Below are 24,807 nucleotides of genomic sequence, written 5' to 3' on the forward strand. Positions count from 1 at the left end.
ACACGGGATTCACTCGGTAGGGGTGGAGAAGTGGAGCAATGGAGGGCTGGATTACTGGAAGTTACCCTGGAGTATGGGGACGGCTGGCATCCCCCACCCATCACTTCACTGCGGCCTTGGGAGCCTCTGCCTTGGCCGGCTTCGGGGCGGCAGGCTTGGGCTCCACATAGGGAGGATTCGTATGAGCTTCGGGGGCCGTTTCCTTCAGGTTCGGTGTGACGTCTGCCTGCGCCTCGCCAAGAGCCCACTGGATGCCGCCCACCAGAATGTCCTGGAAGATGGGATTGGTCCAGACGTCCTCGCGGTGGCCCATGGCGGTGTACCACACGCGGCCGTCGCCTTCCTTGCGGGCCCAAGTGATGGGGAAAGGAGGGCGCTTGTACTCATCACCCTTCATGCTGGGGGCGTCGATTACGCTGATCACGTGGATGTCCGGCGTGAAATCCTTCAGGGAGTACCACTCCTCGGGGAAGCTGTACTCGGGGCCGACCTTCTCAAAGCCGGGGAACTTCGGGTCCGTCACGCGCACGGTGGCAGGCTGCTGGGCGCCATGCTTGATGAACTCAGCACCAAGGAATCGCACATAGGGATCCGCCTTGTCGCCATGGTTCTTGAACCGGTCAGGACCTTTCTTGGATTCGTTGTCCGTGTGGAAGGTATCGCTCGCGGAATGCGTGCCCAGGAACCCCTTGCCACTGCGCACATAGTCAAAGAGCGCCTGCTTGCCCTCGGCCGTCATCGGCGGCTGGCCGTCGGTGCCTGCCTCAAGGAGATTGCCGGTGGTATAGAAGAAGACCGCGTCGAACTGCGAGAGGTAGTCTTTGCTGAACTTGGAGCCGTCCTTGGAGAAGGTGAACTCCCAGTTGTGCTTGTTACCGAGCTCCTGAAGCACCTTCTCCGCCCAGCTCGGGTTCTCCTTCTTCCAGGAGATGACCGAGTGCTCAAAGCCGCTCGACTTGGTAAAGAAGAGGATCTTTTTCTTCGGCGTAGCGGCGGGTGCAGGGAGGACGGCAGCCACAGTCACGGCGGCCAGCAGGGCAAGAGGGGCAGCGAGTTTGCGAAACATGGGAGTGCGGTTCTACACGGTCGCGGGCGGCTTGGCGATGGAAAAGATCCGGGATTGCGGGCAAGGGCGGATGCCCCGGACTGCCGGGTCCGAACAGGCTTGGCACATGATTTTACAGGCCGTTTACCTGACTTTCCCCGGGCTTGGGGAAACCAATGGCGCATGCACTTGCGCCCTCCTATGCATCCGCCCGCTCGTGGCAGGCGGGTTCTTGGTTTCATCGCAGCAATGCTCTCCGCCTCCTGCAGCCCGGGCGAGAAGCCAGACATGTCGCCAGAGCCCCCCGGTACACTCACCGCCTCCCCCACCCAGTCTGCTGCTCTTATTCATGAAAAGCGGGAAGGGTATCGTGAAGCACTCGACCAACTCGCGGGTGTACGCCGGACACTCCAGGACACCTATGCTTCGACCCAAAGCCAGCGGGAGCGGACTCACGCACTGGAAGAGGCCCGCGCCGCTCTGACACGAACCCTTCTCAACGATATCTTCCCGGCATGGTACGGCACCAAGTGGGACTTTAATGGCATCTCCGAAGTGCCCGGTGAGGGCGCCATCGCGTGCGGATATTTCGTCACCACCACCTTGCGGGACGCTGGATTCAAACTGCCCAGGATCAAGCTCGCCCAGCAACCCTCACAGACCATCATCCGCAGCCTGTGCGATCCGGGCACGATTCGTGTGTACCACGAGAAGCCGCTGGACACCGTGGTGCAGTACCTGAGAGAGCAAGGCCCCGGACTCTACATCGTGGGCCTCGACTGCCACACCGGCTTTGTGGTGAACGAAGGAACGCAGATGCGTTTTATCCATTCATCCTACTTCCGCCCACCACTCGCGGTCATCAGTGAATCTCTCGACAGCGACCATCCTCTGCGCCGGTCCAAGTACCGCATGATTGGAAAACTGCTCGGCAAAGAATCACTCCTCAAGTGGCTGCAGCAGCAGGACATCCCAATGATCAAACAAGGCTCCTGACTCCGGCCACTTGTCACCTGCCGCGACGGCGTATCCCGAGCAGACCCACCATCGCTCCACCCATCGACAGCATCGCCCGGGAAAGCTACCGCACCGCCACCACCTGGATGGTACCGCCAGAGTAGAGGTCACTCAAATCCCAACGCAGGCCTGCTTTCAACTTCGGGAGATCCGTCTCTGGGTTGATGGTGAAGGTCCCGTTCGGAGCCCCAGTCACCCAATCAAAAATCTTCCAGCGATCCCCCGCGGAAAAGGTGGCTGAGTCCAGTGTGCCAATCGTGCTGATGCTGAGGTGCGCGCCATTGAGGCTGCTGTTCCCAGAAACCAGAAGGCGGTCCGCGCGGGTGCCGTCGGCAGTCTGATTGCTGCCTGTTCCCGGCGAGGCATCACTCACAATATCCAGCTTGAGATTGCTGGTGTTGTCCGTGAAAACGAGTGCGCCCTTGCCCACAGTGCTGAAGGTGAGGGCTGCAGCGTTCCCGGTGCCACTCCCGACGGAAAGCGTACCCCACGCCCCGATGGTCACACTGCCGCCTCCTGCGAGGTTAACGTCGCCTCCCCCACCAAGGGTGCCCCCTGAACCCACGTGATACGAGCTACCGGTAGAGTGAACACCATTCACCAAAAGGGTGCTGCCGTTCACGTTCGTGGCGCCGGTGTAGGTGTTTGTATTTGCGAATATCACCGCGCCAACTCCAGAGCCGGTGATGGTGACTCCTCGACGCTGCCCGTCATCGCCGATGACGCCTTCGAAGATCGTGTTGCTGGCACTGCTGTTGGTAAGCACTCGGTCACCTTCCAACAAGGTCACACTGCCCGTGAAGGAACTATTGCTGCCACCAGCGGCAAGGGTCGTGTCCGCCTTGAAGATGATGTTGTTTCCGAGCGTCCGCGTGCCAATGGCCTGGCTGGTGCGGATGGCGCCGCCTGCGAAGATGAGATTCCTCCTGCCGACCGGCCCCTTGGTGACAGCTCCTGGAGAGCCCGAGGAACTCGAACTGAATACGGTGGTGCCGCTCAGAATGGTGGTATCTCCCGTGTAAGTGCTTCCAGCGGAGCCTGCCACATAGACGCCAGTTCCCGCCACGGTGAGTCCTCCACTGCCAGTGATGGTCGAGGTGATGGTGGAGTTCCCAGAACCGTTCGCATAAATGATGGCTTCGCGGTAATCAAAGTTGAGCGTGCCTCCAGAAATGGTGTTGGCCTGGGACGCAAAGAGAATGGCTCCGCTGGTCACGGTAAGCACCTGCGAGTTGTCGATGTTGATGGTGGTGCCAGTCGGTGCGATAAAGACGAGCGAATTGATCGCCGTTTTCGTCTCCACACTCAGGTTCTGGGTGACGCGTATGTTGTTTCCCGACACCATCGCGTTCTGCGTAAACTCATCGATTGGGTTCAGGGGCCGGAATCCTGTCTGCGCGTTGTAGGTCACAAACGTATTCGGCGTAGTCGCCACGGAGCCAGCGCCGCCAGAGATTTCGTTGGCAGAGCCGACGAAGTAAGAAACAATCCACGTATTCTTCGCGCCAGGATTGATGCCTCTATCCAGGGCCACTGTACCACCCACGAGCCGGGGGGTGGTCATCGTGAATAATCTCGATGCGCTCGCCATGCTGGAGGAGTTCACGCCCAGATTCGCACCGGTCAGAAACACCACGCCTCCGCCAGCATTGCGGGTGATATTGGAAGCCACGAGCGTGGATATATTTGTACCACCGAAAACGACCCGGACGGTCTGAAAGCCCCGATCCAGCACAAGACTGCCGATGGCTTCCGTGGAATTCACCCCGCTGTCGGCGCTGCCAGTGAATGCGAAGTCTCCACCACGGAAGGTGAACGTCGAGCTGTCGTTGATGCGAGAGTTCTTGTTGGTGGCAGCAGCACTGTTGTTGATGGAGAACGTCCCACCATTGAGGAAGTAGTCCGTTGTTTCAATCGAACCCTGGAGACCACTGAGTTCCAATGTCCCTTCGTTCACCGTCGTGGTGCCCGTATAGGTATTGCCGCGGGTGAGTGTGGAGGTCCCACTCCCCTCTTTTACGAGGGACAGGTTTCCTTCAACGACCGCCGTACCGTTCACCGTCGTCGTATTGGCCACCGTGAGCACTGCGGTGGTGGTAGAATAGTTCGTGACCACAGCGGGCACATTGTTGTTCACCACGCCGGTCACGCCCGCCACCCGCTGGTCATAGCCGTTCAAATCGAAGGTGGCAGTTCCCTGTCCTTGGGCATTGCCAAGGTTCACCACCGTAGTGGCAGGCAGCGCATTGTTCACCCCCGCCTTGAGCACCCCGCCAATGACGGTGGTAGCTCCGAGATAGGCGTTGTTGGAATTGCTCAGCACCACGGTGCCTTCATCATTGTGGGCGCGAATATTGAGACCATGCCCCGCACCGCCCGAGTCAATGACACCCGTGACTTCCAGCACCCCCTTCGGCTGGGTCGCACCCAGGCGGGAGCCCGAGCTTCCGATGGTAATGTTTCCCGTCCACACGGATGTACCGCTGCCACTGGCCTTGAGCGCGCCGAAGTTGTCACCCGAGCCGCCACCATTGATCGTGATGGGCACCCCGGTCACGGTCACACTGGCGAGCCCTATTGAGGCACCCGTGCTGACGCTTGCCCCGGAAGAGAGCGCAAGGGCTGCGCGATTGGTGATCTGCAGCGTGCCTGCCTCCACCGTGGTGGATCCTGAGTAGGTGTTCGCCCCGCCAAATATCAGATTGGCCACGCCGGCCTTCACAAGGTTCCCACCAGCAATGTTTTCGTTGATGGTGATGTTTCCTCCCTGGGTGGTGATCCTGCCCTCGCCCATGAGGGTGAGCGCGCCGTCGTTATTGCTGTCCTGAATCGTCCAGCCATTGCCGTCGAGCATGATGCTGTTGACCGTCACGGTACCGACGATTTCCACCACTTGCGGCGTCCCCCCGAAAGTCGCATTATTTCCGTTCGTCCATGTCGCACGCCTATCCCAGTTTGGCGCAATCGTGCTCCATTCATTGGAAAGTCCGCGATTCCATGTCTGACTGGTCTGGGCTTGAGCAACGACGGGCAACGCAAGCGCAACAGTCAACGCACGGCAAATTCGCCATAAGCTCTTCTTCGATATGTCATGGACAGCAATGCTTCGGGGGAAAGCTGATATCATGTGTAAGTCAATGGGAGTAGGGAGAGGTATGCACTGATTGCAGGACACTCAGAAAGGAGCACCGGCTGCCCACCATTCTCCTCTTTGATCTGTCCGTTTCCATAGTTTGAAAGGAGGAACTACGCGCAGGGTCAATGCCATCACTCCAGTGTGGCCGCATATTCACTGTGCCGCGCACCACTTTGAGTGAAACACTTAGACAAATGCTTTATGCAATCATTATACACAACACGCATCCAAAAAGGTGGGGCAATATCCGGGCAAAAGCTCAATCCTCCAATGGCTGCTACAGCGAGGCTTCTGACGTCGTCGCCTATTGTTTAGTTTCTGCGACGGCGCCTCTGAAGCAGGCCGACCATCACACCACCCATCAAGAGCACGGCTCGCGAAGGCTCCGGCACCACCGTCACCGCGATCGTGCCTCCTGTGTAAAGGTCGCTGTAATCCCACTTCAGGCCGACACCCAAGGTGGGGAGGTCTGTAGCCGGATTGATGGTAAATGCTCCCGTCGGGAACGCCGTAACCCAGTCGAAAATCTTCCAGCGATCCCCCGCGGAGAAGGTCGTGGCATCCACTGCCGAACCGAGAATGAGGTGTACACCATTGAGATTGGTATTTCCAGAAACCACGAGGCGATCCGCGCGGGTGGCATCTCCGGACATATCGCTGGCGTTGCCGGCTCCCGACGAGGAATCACTGATAAGGTCCAGCCTCAAGATGCTGGAGCTGTCCGCGAACACGAGCGTGCCTCCCGCCGTGGTGGTGATGGCAAGATCTGCGGCATTCGCAGTGCCATCGCCGACGGAGAGTGTGCCCCCACTTCCAATGGTCACGTTTCCACCTGCTGCGACGCCGATAGTCCCTCCCCCAGTCAGGGTGGCTCCGGACGCGACGCTATACGAGCTGCCGGTGTTGTGGGTGCCATTCATCATCAGCGTGGCAAGACCGGTCACCTTGGTTTCGCCGGTGTAGGTGTTTGTGCCTGTAAATATGACGGCTCCGGTTCCGGTGGCGGCTGTGGTGACGGTGAGGCCACGTTTCTGACCGTCCTCTCCAATCGCGCCGGAGAAGGTCGTGGTGTTGAGGGCATTGTTGGTCAGCACCCGGTCGCCCTCCGTCAAGGTCACACCTCCTGAGAAGTTGATATGGCCAACTGCCGCACCACCGCTGGCAATGGTCGTGTCCGCCTTGAAGATGATGTTGTTTCCGATCGTGCGAGTACCCGCCGCTACGTTGGTGCGAATGGCGCCTCCTGCGAAGACAAGGTTTCCCCTGCCAAGAGGCCCACTGGTGACAGCGCCAGGAGATCCTGCGGAATTTGCAGTGAATACAGTAGTGCCGCTCAGCAGCGTCGTGTCCCCTGTGTAGGTATTGGCACCGGAAAGCACCAGGAGGCCAGTTCCTGCCACAGTGAGTCCACCACTACCGGTGATCACCGAAGTGATCGTGGAGTTCGAGGAAGCGTTCACATGAAGGATGGCTTCCTGCGCGCCGAATGCGACTGTGCCCCCCTGAATGGTGCTTGTGCTGCCAGTGAAGAGGATGGCTCCACTGGTCACGGAAAGTGTCTGGCCACTGCTGATGTTGAGGATGGTAGTACCGGCCGTTGCAGGATCCTCCATGATCAGCGAATTGATCACCGTGCTGGTGGTCATGTTCAATTGGTTGTTCGTCGTGATGCGTGTGTTGGTCCCGGTCACAAAGGAGTTCTGCGTAAACTCATCGGTCAGGTTCAGTGGACGGAATCCAGTGTTCGCGTTGTAGGTCACGAATGTGTTCGCCGTGGTGGACTGGGTGCCGGTTTCTCCGGTATTCGCCCCGGTAGAGCCAAGAAGGTAAGCCACAATCTTCGTATTCTTCGCGGCAGCGTTGATGCCCGTGTCGAGAGCGTCAGTAGTGCCGATGAGCGTGGGTGCATTCGTCACGAAGAACCTCGAGATGCTCGAGGTGCTGGTGGAGTTGGCGCCCAGGTTCGTGCCAGTCAGGAATACCACACCACCCCCGGCGCTGCGCGTGATGCCGGACGCAGTGAACGTAGAGACATTGGTGCCTCCGAAAGAAACACGAGCGGTCTGATAGCCCCGGTTCAGGATGATGCCATTGATGTTCTCGCTGGAGTTCACGCCGGCATCGGCAGTGCCGGTGAATACAAAGCTCCCCCCCCTGAAGGTGAAGTTCGCGGTGTTACTGATGCGATCGCTATTATTGGCGCCGACAGCGCTGTTGTTGTTGATGGAGAGCGTGCCGCCATTAAGGATGAATTCCTGTCCTGAAGCCGTTCCCAAAAGACCGCTGATCTCCAGCGTGCCCGCGTTTACGGTGGTGCTGCCCAAATAGGTGTTGCCGCGGGTAAGCGAGAAGGTCCCCGTCCCCTCCTTCACAAGCGAAAGGTTTCCGGTGATGAACACATTGGCTTCAACCGCAGCCGCATTTTCCACCGTGAGTACCGAGGCAGTACCTGAAGTATTCGTCACCCAGGTATCAACGTTGTTGTTCACCACCGCGGTGACGCCTGCCACCCGCTGGTTAAAGCCATTTAGATCCAACTTGGGGTTCGAGATCTGCCCCTGGGAATTGCCCAACTCCACCAATGTGCCGGTTGGCAACGCATCATCCACACCCACTTTGAGCACGCCCCCAATGATGGTGGTCTTTCCCAGATAGGTGTTGTTGGTGTTGCTCAGCAACACCGTACCCCCGTCATTATTTCCGCGGATACTGAGACCATGCGCCACCCCACCCGAATCGATCGCTCCGGAAATTTCCAGCACACTGGTCGCCGTGCTTGCGCCCACTCGAGTGCCCGCACTGCCGATGGTGACGTTCCCAGTCCACACCGACGTCCCGGCACCACTGGCCTTAAGCGCCCCCATGCTGTCTCCCGAACCGGCACCATTGATCGTGATGGAGACCCCAGACACCGTCACGTTGTTGAGCGCCACCGAGCCACCGGGATCGGGAGCGACGGCGGCAAGGACGGTCACATTCGATGTTCCCCCCAAGGCAGCACCGTTGTTGATCTGCAAAGTGCCCATTTCCACCGTGGTGGTGCCGGTATAGGTATTTGCCGCACTGAGCACAAGCGTTCCAGCGCCACCCTTGATGAGGTTTCCGCCGGCGATGTTTTCGCTGATCGTGCTTGTCCCTGCGGACGTAGTAATCCTGCCCTGCCCAACGAGGGAGAGCGTACCGTCAGCGTTGCTATCGGCAATCGTCCAGCCAGTAGTGCCAAACAAAATGCTGTTGACCGTGACCGTACCCGCGATGTCCACGGTTTCAAAAGCTCCAGCGAACGAAGCATCGTTCCCGTTCGTCCACGGCACGGCTGCATCCCAATTCGGAGCAATGGTGCTCCAGTCATTGGAGACGCCAGCATTCAACCACGTCTGGGTGGTCTGCGCTTCAGAAGTGACTGGCAGGAGAGACATGGCCATCACGCCACACACACTCCACCATAAAAGTTTTAAAGTTCTACGACGAGCAACGGCACACCGGGGGGTAAAAAACATGAAAGAACGGAGGGGGGTAGATTACGACTCGCTGCGCGTCCAAAAGGAAGTGCGAGGTTTCCCACCATTCCCTTTGAAATCGCGCCGCATGCTGAAGCCCCAACTGCTCGCAGAGTCAATGCCATCATATCCAAATGGCTATATTTTCACGAAGATACCATATACTTTAGGTGAAACACTTAGGTCACAGCTAAGACATTACGACTGCTATTGCCCGCAATTGACTTCACGTTGCAATCACGGCGAAATGATCCATGCGGCAGAGTGATTTTACTGGGGAGCGACACGGTTTTTGGCGGGTTGCAGAAAGACGATGCATGTCTTTGTGGCATCTCTTTCGATGCGTAAGAATGGCTTCGCATTGACTCTTCTCGCGCTTTCCCTCGCTATAGAGCTCGCACGGGTCGGCTCTTATTATTTCTCTACAAATATAATGCCGCATCTTCCTGCGAAAGGAACCACGCGATTTCCGCTTCCACTGGCATGAGTGTCATTCACCAACCTCGAGTGGGTGTAATTGTTTGTATTAGAAAATATCATGACACCACTGCCGCTGCTCGCCGTCGCTGCTGAAACCGGAGAAGGTGGCGTTCAGCGCTATGGTCTGTCTGCACTCGGTCACCCGCCGCGAGAATGACACCACCGCTGAAGCTCGAAGCATTTCTCGTGCTGTCAGCTCTGAAGATCACCTTGTTTCCAACAATAATTGAAGGCTGCCGCGGTTTCGTTGTTGTTTGCATTACCCGGTACATACAGACCATTCTCCGCGAGGATAAGTTCCCCAACGCTGATGATGCAGTTGCGCAACCATTCGCATAGGTGACGCCCTCGACAGAGCCGCAGCGCAACGCGCCCGCCCCAGAGGAGAACAGGATGACGCAGCTGTCACCGTGAGCGTTTGCCTGGCCGCCATGGACAAAGGCAAGCAGCCATCAAACAGCAGCGAATTGCCGCGTCCGAGCTCGGACGTGAGTCGTGTGTTGGCTCCTGTCGGGAGGATGTCCCTATCGGTTCCGGACGGCTGCTGTCTTCACTCTACGGCTTCACCCGCACCGTGAAAGCACGTTCCGGCTGGAAGAACCTCGCGGCCACTTCCTTCACCTGAGCCTCCGTCACGCTCTCCAGGATCTGCGGAAGCTTCGCGTGATGACCGAAGCCGAAGCCATTCAGCTCATCCCAGCCCAACGCATCAGCCATGGCGCCGTTGCCCTGCTGTTGGCGCAGCCAGGAGGATTTCCAGGTGGTTTTGGCTCGTTGGAACTCGGCACTCTCCAGACCGTTCGCGGCGAGATCGGCAATCTGCTTGAGCAGTTCCTCCTCCACGAGATCGAGTTTCTTCGGATCGCAGCCGACGTAGAAGTAGAAAGCGCCGGCGCCAAGTGCGTGGAAGGCCTGCGCCCCTACATAATAGGCGAGCCCCATTTTCTCACGGATGTGATTGAAGAGGCGTGAGCCCATGTCGCTGCAAGCCTCATCAATGAGATTGAGCGCAGGCACACTCGGATCCTTGAGTCCTACCGTCGGGAAACCAAGCACCAGCACACCCTGCTCCTTGTCGAGGGTGAGTTCGCGGCGCACCGGGGTCGCTGTTGGAACGAGCGGCTCGAATCCCGCCGTGGAACGCGTCCCTTCCGGCAGGCTGGCAAAGTGGCGCTCCACGAGGGCACGCATCTCATCCGCCTTCACATCGCCGAAGACAGAGATGATGCCATTCCCCGCCGTCACGGACTGCTGCCAAATGGAGCGGCAGTCCTCCACGGAAAGCTTTTCCACTGTTTCCAGCGTTCCCATCGCCGTGCGCTCGTAGGGCAGCGTGGCAAAGATGTCGCGGCGCGCACAGCGCAGCGCCACGGTGAGCGGGTCTTCCATTTCCTCGCGAATGGCGGCGAGCTGGCGCTTCTTGATCTTCTTCAGATGTGCCTCGGGGAAGGAAGGAGAAATCAGCAGATCGCCCAACAGCTCCATCGCAATCGCCTCATCGCCTTTCATCACTTCCGCGCCGGCAAAGAGACGATGGACATCGCCATTGGCCGTGACCGAGCCACCACGATCTTCCAGCAGCGAGCCAATCTGCTCATCGGTGCGCGTCGCCGTGCCCTTCAGCAGCATCTGTGCCGCCACCTGGGTGGAGCCGGCGTTCGCCATGGACTCCACCGGCACGCCCGCAAGGAACTGCGCGCGCACGGAAACCAGGGGCAGGCGCGGATTCTCTCCCACGAGGAGGGTGAGTCCATTGCTGAGCACAAAGCGCTGGGCTTCCTCGCGCTTCACCCCGGAGCCGTTCTTCGAAACCTTCTTCAACGTGCCGGTGGGATGCAGGGACACGCGGGAGAGCGTGGCTTCGCTGAGGTAGCGGTTGGCGACACCGGTAACATCACCCACCGTGAGTTCGCTGATGCGCTGGAGGAAGGTCTGATCATAATCAAGATTCCCCACAGCGAGCCAGCTATGCCCCAGGCTGGAGGCCATGCCGCGTGTGGTGCTGCGCAGACGGAGCTGGCCGCTGAGCGTGGCGTTCACCGCCTTGTCCAGTTCGTCCTTCGTGCAGCCGTCTTCCTTGAACTTCTTCAGCACGCTCTCAATGGCTGCTTCCACCTTGGGCAGATCGTCACCATCACACTCCGCTTCCAGGGCGAAGACGCCGCGATCGAGCGCGGACCAGGCGCCGGATCCCACCCAGTGGGCCACGCCGAGGCGCTCGCGGAGTTCCACATTCAGTCGGGAACTGCGACCGCTGCCGAGCACGAAGCCGAGCACGTCCAGCGCGGGCTTGTCTGGATGCGTATCTCCGTGGATGTGCCAGCCCATGCTGAGACGCACGATGTCCGTGTTGAACTCATGCTCGGCACGGCGCGGAGCCACCTGCGTGGGTTCCTCCGGCATCATCACCGGCTCGTACGGACGGCGCTCCCAGGAGCCAAAGTGCTGCTCCACCTGCTGGAGGACCTTTTCGGTGTCCACATCACCCACAATCACGAGGAAGCAGTTGTTCGGCACGTAGTGGCGGTGCACGAAGTTCAGGAGGTCGTCGCGACCCACCTGATTGAAAATCTGCAGGTGGCCGATGATGGGGTGCCGCAGCGGATGCTCGCGGAACGCCGTGGCCTGCAGAAGGTGCTGCACCACGGACTGCGGATCATCATTGTCCATGGCGAACTCGCGGCGGATGACCTCCTGCTCCTTGATCAGCTCGTCCGCATGGAAGGTGGAGCGCCGGGCCATGTCCGAGAGGATATCCAGGTAACCCTCCACGTGCTCGGCCACGCCGTCGATCCAATACACCGTGCGGTTGAAGGTGGTGTAGGCGTTTACATAACCGCCGCGTGCCTGGATTTCCTGGGCGATGTCCGGGGCCGTACGGCGTTCCGTACCCTTGAAGAACATGTGCTCCACCAAGTGGGCCAGGCCGGCGCCAGTCCATTTTTCCTCATGGAGGCTTCCTGCCTTCACCCAAAGCTGTACCGCTGCGAGGGGATGGGAGTGATCCTCAAGGATGATGACTTCAAGGCCATTGGCCAGGGTGCGGAGCTGGGCGGAATTGGGTGGCAGGGTGAACATGCGATGCAGCGACAGTGACGAACGAGGCTCTTAAGGAACAGCGATTTGCCACATGGAGCAAATCTTCAATGCAATTCCTTCCTTCATTCATCGCCACCACCCCCCGTCCGGGCCGGGGTGAAAGGTTTTTTCAGGGCGTTCTGCAGGTCCACCCCATCCGAAAAGTCATGGATGCTGTCGTTGTCGTTCTTCTTGAAGTAGCCGATCTCGATGAAGTTGTAGACCATGGCGCCGACGTCTTCGCTCCGGACCACCCCCCACTCACACATCACGAACCACGCCATGGGGCCGAACTGCAGCACCGCCAAGTCCCGCCACCCCTGCATCAGTTCCTGCCCGGTGACGTGACGGCTGTCCTCCTCCGACCGGTCGAGCATCTTCGTCGTGTGCTCCAAGGCCTCACACAAAAAGCCGTAGGCCTGGGGAGAGAACCGCGAGTCCTTCCGGCAAACCTCATGCACCGCTAGCTGGAAAGCGAGAAAGTCCTTCATTCTTGGGGGCGGTGGGCAAGATGATGCATTTGTGCCTGAGGGTCAATCAATCCTGACCATCTTCCGCACTCGGAACGGGCTGGAGGACACTTTCTTTGGATTTCGGAATCTCACTCACAGTGACACGATTGCGACACGATTTCACGACCGCCCCCAACACGAGCACCAAAAAAATGGTAATGACCAGATGGCGTTCTTGGCGGGAAAGCATGCAGAGGCGGCAGGGCGCAGTTTCGCCATACTATGGCCGATGGAACGTGGCAAGCACGCGGAAGGGAATGGCCGCAAAAGAACGCAAAAAGGATGCGGGCGGCGTGAGGCCATCCGTGATGGGGCTATTTCAGGTTAACCGCAAAGGAAGGGAGGGTTGGAATGCTGCGTGAGGTGGCACACCTCGTAGCGGAGGAGGCAGAGACGCGGCGAGGACTTGGGTAAAACGGACGACTTTGAAGTGACCACGCGGGCGAACCGACTTGGCTTTGTCGAAAAGCAGCGAAAGCAGCAGAGCAGCCAAGGGTAGGCATTTGGCCCACTACCAGACAGGAAGTCGGGTCTCCTGACCGGACAGCGTCCGGCGGGTTTTCCTACCCGCCCAGTCCGCCATGATAAGCACTCGCAGGCAAAAACTTCCCTGCGCGTCTCCGCCTCCTGCGCATCGAAACGCCGCCACGCCTCCACAATTCGCCCACCCCAGCACCAAACCCTCCCCCACCTCTGCGTCCTTTGCTACTCTGCCCCTTTGCGGTTAACCCGAAGCGAACACGCCACGCTCCGCCTCCCACCACCCTCCCCTTTTGCGCCCTTTGCGTTCTTTTGCGGCCATTCCCAAAAACTCCGTCCTTTCCACCTTCACCGACCGCGCTAATGTCGTAACCCCTTCCGCCCCATTTCATGAGCTCCGAACCCGCTGCCTCCCCCGCCCCCACCGCACCTCGTCTGGACTTCATCCGGGAGATCATTGCTGCTGACGTGCAAGCGGGCAAGAACGGCGGCAAGGTCGTGACGCGCTTCCCCCCGGAGCCCAACGGCTACCTGCACATCGGCCACGCCAAATCCATCACGCTGAACTTCGGCATCGCGGAGGACTTCGCGCCGAACTCCCAGTGCAACCTGCGCTTCGACGACACGAATCCCACCAAGGAAGAGACCGAGTACGTGGACTCCATCATGGAGGACGTGCGCTGGCTCGGCTATGACTGGGGGAAGAATCTTTTCTACGCGAGCGACTTCTTCGGGAAGCTCTATGAGTTCGCCGAGCAGCTGATCACGAAAGGTCTGGCCTTCGTCTGCGACCTGAACGGGGAGCAGGTGCGCCAGTACCGCGGCACGCTCACGGAGCCAGGCAAGCCCAGTCCTTACCTCGACCGCAGCGTCGAGGAAAATCTGGACCTCTTCCGCCGCATGCGCGCGGGCGAGTTCGAGGATGGCTCGCGCACCCTCCGGGCAAAGATCGACATGGCCAGCCCGAACCTGAACATGCGGGACCCGGTCATCTACCGCATCCTCCATGCGCACCACCACCGCACGGGTGACGCGTGGTGCATCTACCCCATGTACGACTACGCGCACCCGCTCTGCGATGCGCTGGAGAGCGTGACGCACTCCATCTGTACCTTGGAGTTTGAGGACCACCGCCCGCTCTACGACTGGCTGATCGAAAACGTCGACGGCCTGCCCAGCCATCCCATCCAGCGCGAGTTCTCCCGTCTGAACCTGAACTGGACGGTGATGAGCAAGCGCAAGCTCCTGCGCCTGGTGAAAGAGAATCACGTTTCCGGCTGGGATGATCCTCGCATGCCCACCCTCAGCGGCATCCGCCGCCGCGGCTACACTCCGGCGGCCATGAAAACCTTCAGCAAGGGCGTGGGCGTGACCAAGTTCAAGGCGCTCACCGACTACGGTGTGCTGGAAAACGCCGTGCGCGAGGACCTGAACAAGGTCTCCCTGCGGCGCATGGCCGTGCTGCAGCCGATCAAGCTCGTGCTCACGAACTACCCTGAGGACAAGGTGGAGTACGTGGACGTGCCAAACAATCCCGAGGATCCGAATGCCGGCACCCGCCCGGTGCCGCTCAGCCGTGAGGTCTACATCGATGCGGATGACTTCGCCGAAATCCCACCGTCAGGCTGGCGCCGTTTCACTCATGGAGCGGAAGTCCGCCTGACGAATGCCTTCTGTGTGATTTGCACGGACATCATCAAGGACGAGTCCGGCAAGGTCGTGGAACTGCGCGGCACCTATGATGACACCACCCGCCACGGTAAGAACCCCGAGGGACGTCCCAAGGTGAAGGCCGCCGTGCACTGGGTGAGCGCGAAGCACGCCATCAGCGCGGAAGTACGCCTCTACGATCGCCTCTTCACCGTGGATGATCCCGATGCCGCCGCAGGCGACGCTGGTGACTTCATCTCATTCCTCAATCCCAACTCCCTGGAAGTGCTGACCGAAGCGCAGCTCGAGCCCTCTCTCGCAGAAGCTGGCCCCGGCGAGCACTATCAGTTCATCCGGGTGGGTTATTTCTTCACGGATTCCAAGGACTCAACGGCTGGCAAGCCGGTATTTAATCGCACTGTTGGGCTCAGAGATGCGTTTGCGAAGAAATAGGGCGTTGCATAACGCCTTATCATCTGTTGCATAACGCCTGAAGTTATAGCCGTACGTAAAGATTTTGCTTGTCGTTTAATAAGCTTCAGGAGGAGCTTTTGCCCATCTATCGACTGGAGTACCCATATTGGTTGCGGACGACTAAACCCCTTCCTAAATTTTCGCCATGCTCAATCCAGACATGGCAGACAACATTGACCTTCATCAGGCGAAGTGGCGCTTGCGCTATGTGCAGGGACTGCTGCGTCATCATAGGACAAAGCGCCGGCCCCAGAACTTCTCCTGGCGGGTGGAACAAGCGGAACTGCTGGATCGAATCAGCCACGCGCACGTGCATCTTGAGGAAGAACTGAGGAAAGAATCACCCGGAGCGAAGAAGGGCGGATGCACCCTCCCCTTCCCTGCTTTCTGAATGGGTAGGCATCCCCTCCTCGACGAGTTCCATGCCTATGCAGCTTTCCTTTCTCCGATCACAACATCTCGAGCATCTGAGATGGCGCATACGTTTCGTCTCCCACCTCCTTGAGGTGCATCAGCGAACGCCCAACGCGGAATGCTTCCACTGGCTGGCGCAGGAAACCACTTACCTGCAACACCTCCAAAAGGCGGAGTCAGAACTCAGGGAACACGAACGCACGTCTGGCTACGATCCCTCGATGGAATGTCACGAGGACTTTACTCCCTCCGGTCACAAGACCACCTGAGAGGTGCTGGCTCGTTCTTGACCAAGAGATGTGAGCCTACTTCCCAGTCCCCTCACTCCGCGCCAACACTACGCGGAAGCCAATGTTATCCCGCCGCGTATTCGCCGGCACGGAGAGTCGCGAGGAACTGAGCAATTCATCTGGATTCGAACTGCGCCAGCTTCCTCCACGCACGGTCGCCGTGGGAGCATCCTTGTTGGCGGGGTTGGATTCGAAAGGTGTATCGATCCACTCGCTGACATTGCCACCGAGACCAATGAGGCCCTTGCTGTTGGCCGGAAGAGCTGTCACCGCAGCGAGCGCAGGGAATCGATCATCAAACCCGGGGATCACCGTGGTGAGGCCTCCCATGCGAGCGCCGGCGCTGTCGGCGAAGTTATCCGTGCCACGAGGTGGCGGCCATTCATAGCCCCAGGGATAGACACCGCGGATGCGCCCATTGCGTTCAGCGGGATCCTTGCCTCGCTCCAGGGGCAATCCCACGGCGCGACTCCACTCTTCATCCGTGGGCAGACGGTAGGCATCAGTGGGGCCGATAAGTTTCATGTCCCGCTCTTTTTTCGTGAGCCAGGCGCAGAAGGCACGGGCTTCATCGCAGTCCACTCCCACCACGGGGAACTGGGCGCTCTTCTGCTGAATCTGGCCGGGATAGTTCTGCGGGCGGCGCGCATTGGTGGTCTTCGCGTACTCGGCGAAGTCACGCCGCCGCGTTTCCGTGGAGGCCATCAGAACTTCGCCCACGGGGACGAATTTCAAGCCCATGGAGTTTCTCCACTCCCTACCAAATACAACTGTGCGACGCTGCACCATGTCCGCGTACAGCTCGAGCATTTCATTTTCCGAGACTTCACCGTCGAGCACGAGATCCGTGTAACCTTCCTGACGCAGTTCAAACTCCACCTCGCCAGTCTTCGCGCGAGGAATCTCCAGCGGTGTGATGCCCAACAATTCGCTGCCCTGGAAGACCTTCACCCCTTCCGGGTCCGTGCGCACGATGACGCTGCCGTACCCCTGACGCGCCACGCGGAGGAAGAACGCCTGCCAGTCACCGGACTCGGCGCGCTCGTCCGCGGCTCGATCATCGAGCGCCGTGTCATCTGCCGTCTCCGCTTCCATGTAGGGCAGCGTCTCAAGTTCGTAGTGGTGCTCGTTCGTCAGGAAGCCGGAATCACGATCGCGATCCGCGAGCCAGTAGCGAAAGGCCTCCGCATCACCCGAGGGCACGACCACGATGTAGGCGGGATCCTTGGAACCGCGAATCTGATACCGCACCACTCTGCCCTCGAAGGGACGCCCGGTATCCTTCAGGAAGTTGTCGAAGTACTTCATCTCCACCGGGCGCTCGCTGGTGTGACCAGCCTGCTTGGGCACGAAGGTCATCTGGAGGCTGTTCGTCCAGCGCTCGCCGGGCTGTGGAAGCTTGGAGGGCTCAAGCTTCACTTCGTAAGTCGCGGGCCGCTTCTTTTCAGCGATGTGCTCGATCTCATGGATGCGGAAACCCGCGAGGCGAATCTGGTAGATGGCCGGAACGCCCTCCACCGGATCCAGCGTCAGCGGTGTGTTGCCAAGTTTTGCCCCGTTGGAGTAAACCTCTGCCTGCGACGGCTCCGTGCGGATGACGAGCATGGGCTCCGTGCGGTGCAGGGCACTCTGCGTCTGCACCTGATCCTTGCGGCTGTTCCACAAAAAGGCGCCGAAGACCATCGCCCCAGCGACCACGGCGCCCATCATCACCTTGCGACGCGTGCCGGCTCGCATGGGCAGTGCATCCCCACGCAAGGCCAGCGCCATCTGGTGGGCATTTTCGAAACGCTCCTTGGCCTTCGGCGCGCAGGCGCGGCAAATGACGTCATGCAGGCGGCGCCAGAGCTGGATGCCCTCACCCGAAGCCTCTGCCGAGGAAGGCAGGTCCGGAAAATCGAGCCGGTCCTTTCCGGTGCTGGCTTCATACAGCACCATGCCCAGGGAGAAGATGTCTGACTGCGGCGTACCTGGTCCCTCAGGAGCGACGAAACCTTCCGTGCCGACAAAGCTGCGCTGCCCAAGCAACGCCACGAGACCGATGTCCGCCAGGCGGCAGGTGCCGTCGATGAAGACCAGGTTGGACGGCTTGACATCCCGGTGGATGAGGCCGTTCTCATGCATGAAGTTGAGGGCCTCTGCCACCGTCACGCCGTGGTGAATGCACTCCTCTGCGCGCAGGCGACCCTGCTTGCGCATGCGGCCCATCATGGTGAGCGGACGGTAGGTCTCGGGAACGATTTCGCGCCCAGTGTCCACATCATCCGCGAGCTCCATGATGTAGTAATAGAAGCCCTCCTCGTCATTGCGTCCCACCTGGAGGACGGGCACGAGACCGGGATGCCTCCGCGACACGGGCTCGTAGCGCTTCAGCGCCTCGAACTCGCGCTCGAAGGCCTCGGGGTAGTCGTAGTCCGCTCGCCACACCACCTTCACCGCGCGGAGAGCGCCGGTCACGCTGCGAGCCAGCCACACCTCACCATAGGCCCCCCGACCGATGAGACGCAGGGTCTCATGGTCATGGATGCGAGGCCGCGTGCGGTCGCTGGATGTAATGGGATTCACAGAAAAGAGTCAGGAACGTGAGCGGGGGCTGAGTAAGCCAGCCTCCTTGGACGCTCAATCCGGATCATCTATTTCCAGATACGTCGTAGCAATCTCTTTTCCTGTATCTGGATCGTAGGAATACACCCGCATTTGTTTCAAGATGTAGGCACCCTTGTACTTTTGCGCTTTTACCACCTTGAACTGCTTCACCTTCTTCGCCGCGCGGTTCCACGCCTCCATCTTCAACATGGCGCCACTGCCCTTGTCGATCCACACATCCACCCAGCCGTAGGGGCCGCGGTTGTCGGGATTCTGTGAGCGCACCAGCCAGCATTTCTGCCCGACCACCTTCGCGTCCTCATCCATGATCTTGGAATTGGGCCAGTAGAGGAAACGCATGGAGAGGTCCTCGTAGTTGATGGCGGTGTTGCGCACATTCTCACCATACAGGGAGGCGGACTTCTCTGCTTTCCCGGAGGCATTCACACGGGTGAGCGCAGCAGCGTTTTCCTTGAGGTCGAGATTGATCGTCTCACTTGGCGGGTCCGGGAAGACGAAGCGGATGACGCCGTCCGACATGGTCAGGGTGAGGTTGCTCGTTTTTCCCGTCGATTGATCCCGCAACCTGCCCTGGAGTTGTTTCAGGTCCTGATTGGCCTGGCTCAGGCGCACGAGTTTGAGAATGCCGTCCCCCGTGGGCTTCGGCGCAGCTTCCTGGGCCGGAGCCTTGGAAATGGGCAGGAAGGCGGCGCCCACCACGGCGAGGCCCAGAGTCAGGGTGCGTGAAAGTAAGGTCATGGATCTGAATGTAAATCTGGCTTCGGATGTGAAACTTCTTGGAACGCGGCTTTTGACAGCGGGCTGCAAACATCTACTCAAACAGGCGCGGCCGTCCACCCCTACCGGTACCCACTACCAGTCTGACTTCGAACTCCATGCACCGCCAACGTTTTCTCCTGCCAGCCCTGGTGGTGCTGACGGTGGCGCGACTCCTCCTGCTGCCGCAGTCCACGCTCTCCGAGGTGGAGCAGCAGGTGCTGACGCATGCGCGGGAGGGGCATCTGCTGTGGCACGAGGGTCTCGGGCCGCTGCTGCCGTGGCTGGTAAAGGTGAGCACGTTTGTCTTCGGTGAGGGGGCGTTTGGCGTGCGGTTCTTTGCGCCTCTGCTCATGCTGGGCGCAGGCTGGCTGCTGTGGATGCTGGTGCGGGGACTCTTCGATGCGACGACGGCTGCATGGGCGCTGCTGGTGTTCCAGATAACGCCCGTGGTGAATCTCGCGGCCGTAACGATGACGCACACCACCCTGGGCATTGCCCTCTCCGTGGGCGTGATGGCCGCCATGCGGGTGGCGCTGCATCGCGACTACCGCTACTGGCTGCACTGGTGGTTGCTGGCCGTGGCCTTTGCCGTGGTGTTCCTCGCGGACTGGCGGATGAGCCTGATTTCGGTGGCTGCGGTTGCCGGCATCCTAGTCACCTCACGCGGACGCCGCGCGTTCCTGAAGTGGCCGGTGATTCCCGTGCTGGTAGCGGCCCTGGCGATCATGCTCGGCTGGTTCCTCTGGTGGAATGGGAAGCACGGCTGGCCAGCCTTCCAGGAAATGTCTGTAACCGCGCCAAACCCATGGTGGCAGAAGTTGCTCACCGTGCCAGTGGCCTACTCTCCCCTGCTGCTCGCGGCACTCGGATGGGCATTGGTGAGAAGCGCGATGCCAAGGCCCATGACTTATGCCGTGGCCACACTACAAGCCTATGCCTGGCCATTGGTCCTGCTGGACGTGCTCTGCTGGATGTCCTTCCCCTGGCCCTACGCCGGCATGAGTGCGTGGCTCGCGCCCGCCGTGGCACTGCTGGCCCATATGTCAGTGAACTACGATTCGGGTCCCATGAGGAAAGTGCGCTGGGTGCGAGCTTTGGTGATTGCGGTGGCTGCGCTGCAGTCCCTGTGGCTCATGGGTGGCGGGCTGCAGCGGATGCTGGGATTGGCGTGGTGAGGTAGTGACAGGAGGTTGGACTTTCCAGTCCGACAGTGGGCGTTAGGGCTTCCGCCCTGACAGCAACAACTACAAAGCCCAAGGCACACGTCACCACACGAAGACGTCTTTGCTGTCGGGCCGGAAGGCCCAACGCCCACTGTCAGGCCAGAAGGCCTAACCTCCTGGACTGACTCGCGAGCTACGTTCACTTCTTGGGCGCATACGCCTCAAGCTCGGACAGGAAGGCAAAGTCCGCAGGGAACTGATCCTGCTGCGTATGCTGGGCCACGAAGGTGACGCGGATGTAGCGAGCCTTCTTCGGTGGGAATTTCGCCTGGGCACGACCATCCTTCTTCGGTGCGAAATCATTGCGCCCGACTTCGGTGAAGGTCTTCCCATCCTCGCTGATGGAGACGGCCACGGTCTTCGTGGAGCCGACATTCGGAGTGCCATACACGATGGCCTGGATGTCCTGCACTGAGCCAAGGTCCGCCGTCACTGTCTTGGGGAAGCCGGGCAGTGCGTCGGTGGCGTAGCAGTTGGGTGCGTTATTGCCCCACACGCCATCAGTCAGACCAGCGTCCCAGCCGTAGGTGTTCTTGTGGCTGGAGGTGTAGGGCTTGTCGCGCAGAATGTTTTCACCCAGCGTCGGGTCCACCGGCCAGTGCGTGTGAAATGCCGCAGCGGGCAGGCCTTCCTTGTTTCTGAGATTCGGTTCCGCAACCTGCGACCACGCAAAGCGCACGCGATCTGGCTTCGCCACCTTCGGACTGCTGACGATCACCGTCTTGCCATCCTCGGAAATCTTCGCTTCCGCTTGTTGGAACTGTCCGTCCTCACCGGCGATCTCAAACCAGTTGAGAGCCTTGCCATCGCGAGTCGCGAGGCCGCTGCCCGTGTGCGTGAAGGAGATCACAACGCCCTGATCCGTGATCTTGAATCCTGCATACAGCGGACCTGAGACGACAGTGTCTTTCTTCCCATACGCATCCGCCATGGCCCACAGCAGGAGGCGGCGCGCAACTTCCATCTTCTCCTGCGGATGGATGTCCTTGGGATTGCCGATGTCATTCGTCACCGCCATGCCGGTATGCGGGGTCTTCAGGATCTGCTGCTGCGCCCACCAGAACTGCGGAACCGTGTGAACCGCGGCTTCGTGGTAGAAGTAGGGCGCGATTTGCACATGGAGGAAGGGAGCCTCAGGCGCATTGAACTGCTTCCGCCAGCCAGCGATGAGCGCGTTCTGCTTCGCCGTGTAGGCCATGCCTTCGGCGGAGTTCGACTCGCCTTGATACCAAAGGAAACCTCGCAGGGCGAAGGGCACCATGGGATGTATCATGGCCTGATACAGACCGGTTTCAGCTTGGAAGCCTGAAGTCAGGACGGCGGGCGCCGCTGGCTGGTCCGGAACAGGTGCTCCGGCCGCCACCGCCTTGTCTGCCGCATTCGTCCATTCGCGTACACTGGCGATGTACTGCGGCATCTGGGCATCGTATTCGGGGAAGCCTGGCTGCTTCGTGATGCGCTGCTTGTAGAGACCGGCAAAATCAGGGACCTCCTTCAGCCCTTCATCCGCCCACCAGGGCTCGATGCGCGAGCCACCCCACGAGCTGTTGATCACACCCACGGGCACCTTCAACTCTTCCGTCAGCATCTTGCCAAAGAAGAAGCCTACCGCGGAGAAATACTGCGACGTTTCCGGAGTGGCAGGCATCCACTTTGCGTTCACGGTCTCCTGACGCTTATTGTTGGAACCTTTGGGAATCTGGAAGAGTCGCAGCAGCGGCACCGGACCCTTCGCCGCTTCCGCCTTGTTGCCCGGCGTGGTGTTGGAAACAGTCCACTCCATGTTGGACTGGCCACTGCAGAGCCACACTTCGCCCACCAGCACGTCCGCGACTTCCTTCGCGGGGAGCCCCTCTTCCGTGACACTCAAGACCCTGCCCTCGGCGCTGGCGGAAAGTGGATCCAGAGAGACCTGCCAGCGACCGTCGCCGGATGCGGTGGTCTTCTTGGTCTGGCCAGCGAAGGCGACTGTGACCCACTTGCCAGGAGTCGCCCTACCCCAAACGGGTGCGGGCTTGTCACGCTGAATCACCGCGCCATTCTGAAACGGCGGTGCGAGGGTGATTTCAGCAGAGAGGGATGACGCGAGGAGCGCGAGGCCGAGGAGCGGAAGAACATTTTTGCACGCCATAGGAGGGAACATCAGAGACGATTTCTCCACGACACGCTATTCCTTTCTTTTTCATCGTCGGCGCCGCGATGAAAAGAAACACCCCTCCCACGTAGAAACGCCTCATGGCGTTGCGGAACGTCAAGGAGTGGGGGCATTCCTGTCCCCATTGCGGTCTATGACGCTCCACTCCGCTTGTGTGCAGAGAGACGCGGTACTACAGCCCAAGCGACACTCCATGGGAGCAGGAATGCTCCCACTCCTTGAGCCTGTTGCCGCGCTGCCCGCCAATCACTCCCACTCAATGCTCGCCGGCGGCTTGGTGCTGATGTCATACAGCACGCGGTTCACGCCCTTCACGGAGTTAAGGATGCGATTGCTCGTATTGCGCAGCACTTGGTACGGAAGCTCCACCCAGTCGGCGGTCATGGCGTCTTCGCTGATCACGGCACGCAGGGAGATGGCCTGCTCGTAGCTGCGTTCGTCACCCTTCACACCCACGGTCTTCACGGGAAGCAAAGCAGCGTAGGCCTGCCAAGTCTTTTCGTACCAACCAGACTTGCGAAGCTCTTCCATGAAGATGGCGTCGGCTTCGCGCGTGGAGGTCAGACGCTCCTCGGTGATCTCTCCGGGCACACGCACGGCGAGACCAGGTCCGGGGAACGGGTGACGCCACAGGGCGCGGTGCGGGATGCCCAGCTCAGCGCCGAGGGCGCGCACTTCATCCTTGAAAAGCTCGGCCAGGGGCTCAATCACACGACCGGCTTCCTTGAGCTCCATCACGCGGTCCACGCGATTGTGGTGCGTCTTGATCTTCGATGCGATGGAGCCGCTCGTGGCGCTCTCGATTACGTCCGGATACAGCGTGCCCTGCGCGAGCAGTTCCACGTGATCCGCCGCGCCGAAGAAGACATCCAGGAAGAGGTTTCCGATGATCTTGCGCTTTTGCTCCGGGTCAGTCACGCCCTTGAGCGCGCCGAGGAATTGCTCACTGGCGTCAATGACTTCGATGGGTACACCCACTTCAGCAAACTGGGCCACCACGTCCTCGCGCTCGTGTTTGCGGAGCAGGCCGTGGTCCACGAAGATGCAGCGCTGCTTGATGCCCGCTTTGTGCAGGAGCACGGCGAGCACGGTGGAGTCCACCCCACCCGAGACACCGCAGAGCACTTCGCGACCCGCCACTTCCTTGCGGATCTGCTCGAGCATCTGGTTCTTGAAATCGGTGATGCTGAACTTCGCCAGCTTGCCCTTGGCCAAGCTGAGGAAGTTCTCCAGAATCTTCGTGCCCTCGTGGGAGTGGGTCACTTCCGGGTGGAACTGGATGCCGTAGCAGGCCTCGCCCCATTGCAGGGCCACGGGCACGCTGTCTTGATTGGTCGCCACGACCTTGGTGCCCTCAGGGAGGTGCTGCACGGTGTCGCTGTGGCTCATCCAGATCTGGGAGTCATGGGACAGCCCCTGGAAGAGGGTGCAGGGCTCGCCGGTGATGAGGCGGGCGGGGCCGTACTCCCGGGTCACGCCGGGCTTCACGGTGCCGCCGTGCTTGATATTCAGGAGCTGCATGCCGTAGCACACGCCCAGAACAGGCACGCCAAAGGCCTTCAGCTTCTCAAAATCCACGTCTGGCGCGTCCTTTTCCGAGGTGCTGCGGGGGCCGCCGCTCAGGATGATGGCGCCGGGCGCTTTCAGCTCGCCCAGCCGCTCGGGGGCATACAGGTGGGACACAAAACCCAGCTCGCGCACACGGCGCACAATCAGCTGGCTGTACTGGGAGCCGTAATCAAGTACTGCGACTTCGCCTTCGGTGGTCATAGATGGAAGGCGGAAGTCATTCGTTCGGATTTGGGCGGTGTCAAAGCGGAATCTTGGGGGAGTGGCCCCGACAACCTGAGGCAGAGAAAGATCGGGAGCTCCGGGAGCCCCTCCGGAAAACACCCTCTCGAAATTCCAAGGCACCTTAACTACTTAATGATGACTTACCCGCGAATACGCCGCTTCGTTTTTCCGCGCTTGCCAAGGGGGAGTTTTC

At 59.9% G+C, this 24,807-nt stretch carries 13 protein-coding genes; 4 read left to right on the plus strand and 9 right to left on the minus strand.

All coding sequences use genetic code 11. The annotated features are described in order from the left end of the window. Positions 1 to 100 precede the first annotated feature (100 nt). Entirely contained in the window at positions 101 to 1,066 is a 966-nt protein-coding gene (locus tag G5S37_RS17630; protein ID WP_165205772.1) for a ThuA domain-containing protein, read from the minus strand. Between the two features lie 267 nt (positions 1,067 to 1,333). Here G5S37_RS17630 and G5S37_RS17635 point away from each other — a divergent pair, with 267 nt between their 5' ends. Continuing rightward, positions 1,334 to 2,041 carry a hypothetical protein gene (locus G5S37_RS17635; RefSeq protein ID WP_165205773.1) on the plus strand — a complete coding sequence of 236 codons (708 nt, stop codon included), beginning with the start codon at positions 1,334 to 1,336 and terminating at the stop codon, positions 2,039 to 2,041. Positions 2,042 to 2,126: 85 nt separating this feature from the next. Here G5S37_RS17635 and G5S37_RS17640 read toward each other — a convergent pair whose 3' ends face one another. The 4 genes from G5S37_RS17640 to G5S37_RS17655 all read right to left on the minus strand — a co-directional run bounded on the left by G5S37_RS17640 (position 2,127) and on the right by G5S37_RS17655 (position 12,747). Next, a complete protein-coding gene (locus tag G5S37_RS17640; protein WP_165205774.1) occupies positions 2,127 to 4,955 on the minus strand; it encodes an autotransporter-associated beta strand repeat-containing protein in 2,829 nt (942 codons plus the stop codon). Between the two features lie 554 nt (positions 4,956 to 5,509). Next, positions 5,510 to 8,617, minus strand: coding sequence for an autotransporter-associated beta strand repeat-containing protein (locus G5S37_RS17645; RefSeq protein ID WP_165205775.1), 3,108 nt, complete (start codon positions 8,615 to 8,617; stop codon positions 5,510 to 5,512). Positions 8,618 to 9,733: 1,116 nt separating this feature from the next. Then, positions 9,734 to 12,256, minus strand: coding sequence for a pitrilysin family protein (locus tag G5S37_RS17650; protein WP_165205776.1), 2,523 nt, complete (start codon positions 12,254 to 12,256; stop codon positions 9,734 to 9,736). An 83-nt stretch (positions 12,257 to 12,339) separates the two neighbouring features. After that, on the minus strand, positions 12,340 to 12,747 hold the full coding sequence (locus tag G5S37_RS17655) for a Minf_1886 family protein (protein ID WP_165205777.1): 408 nt from the start codon (positions 12,745 to 12,747) through the stop codon (positions 12,340 to 12,342). 891 nt (positions 12,748 to 13,638) lie between these two features. Between G5S37_RS17655 and G5S37_RS17660 the strand changes: the two genes are divergently transcribed. Together G5S37_RS17660 and G5S37_RS17665 are read left to right on the plus strand one after the other, a co-directional pair. Further along, positions 13,639 to 15,351 (plus strand): glutamine--tRNA ligase/YqeY domain fusion protein, encoded by a 1,713-nt coding sequence (locus tag G5S37_RS17660; RefSeq protein ID WP_165205778.1) that lies wholly within the window; start codon positions 13,639 to 13,641, stop codon positions 15,349 to 15,351. Positions 15,352 to 15,517: 166 nt separating this feature from the next. Further along, positions 15,518 to 15,763 carry a hypothetical protein gene (locus G5S37_RS17665; RefSeq protein WP_165205779.1) on the plus strand — a complete coding sequence of 82 codons (246 nt, stop codon included), beginning with the start codon at positions 15,518 to 15,520 and terminating at the stop codon, positions 15,761 to 15,763. Between the two features lie 328 nt (positions 15,764 to 16,091). Here G5S37_RS17665 and G5S37_RS17670 read toward each other — a convergent pair whose 3' ends face one another. Beyond that, a complete protein-coding gene (locus G5S37_RS17670) occupies positions 16,092 to 18,641 on the minus strand; it encodes a bifunctional serine/threonine-protein kinase/formylglycine-generating enzyme family protein (protein ID WP_165205780.1) in 2,550 nt (849 codons plus the stop codon). A 54-nt stretch (positions 18,642 to 18,695) separates the two neighbouring features. Beyond that, positions 18,696 to 19,421 (minus strand): outer membrane lipoprotein-sorting protein, encoded by a 726-nt coding sequence (locus tag G5S37_RS17675; RefSeq protein ID WP_165205781.1) that lies wholly within the window; start codon positions 19,419 to 19,421, stop codon positions 18,696 to 18,698. 137 nt (positions 19,422 to 19,558) lie between these two features. Between G5S37_RS17675 and G5S37_RS17680 the strand changes: the two genes are divergently transcribed. Next, complete coding sequence (locus G5S37_RS17680; RefSeq protein WP_165205782.1) at positions 19,559 to 20,617, plus strand: glycosyltransferase family 39 protein; 1,059 nt, start codon at positions 19,559 to 19,561, stop codon at positions 20,615 to 20,617. 187 nt (positions 20,618 to 20,804) lie between these two features. Here the strand turns inward: G5S37_RS17680 and G5S37_RS17685 are convergent, their stop codons facing one another. Together G5S37_RS17685 and guaA are read right to left on the minus strand one after the other, a co-directional pair. After that, on the minus strand, positions 20,805 to 22,796 hold the full coding sequence (locus G5S37_RS17685) for a sialate O-acetylesterase (protein ID WP_165205783.1): 1,992 nt from the start codon (positions 22,794 to 22,796) through the stop codon (positions 20,805 to 20,807). A 270-nt stretch (positions 22,797 to 23,066) separates the two neighbouring features. Further along, the gene (guaA, locus tag G5S37_RS17690; protein WP_165205784.1) at positions 23,067 to 24,590 is read right to left on the minus strand and encodes a glutamine-hydrolyzing GMP synthase; all 1,524 of its coding nucleotides are present in this window, start codon (positions 24,588 to 24,590) and stop codon (positions 23,067 to 23,069) included. Positions 24,591 to 24,807: the final 217 nt, after the last annotated feature.

The organism is Roseimicrobium sp. ORNL1, from assembly GCF_011044495.1.
In the GTDB taxonomy this organism is placed as follows: Bacteria; Verrucomicrobiota; Verrucomicrobiia; order Verrucomicrobiales; family Verrucomicrobiaceae; genus Roseimicrobium.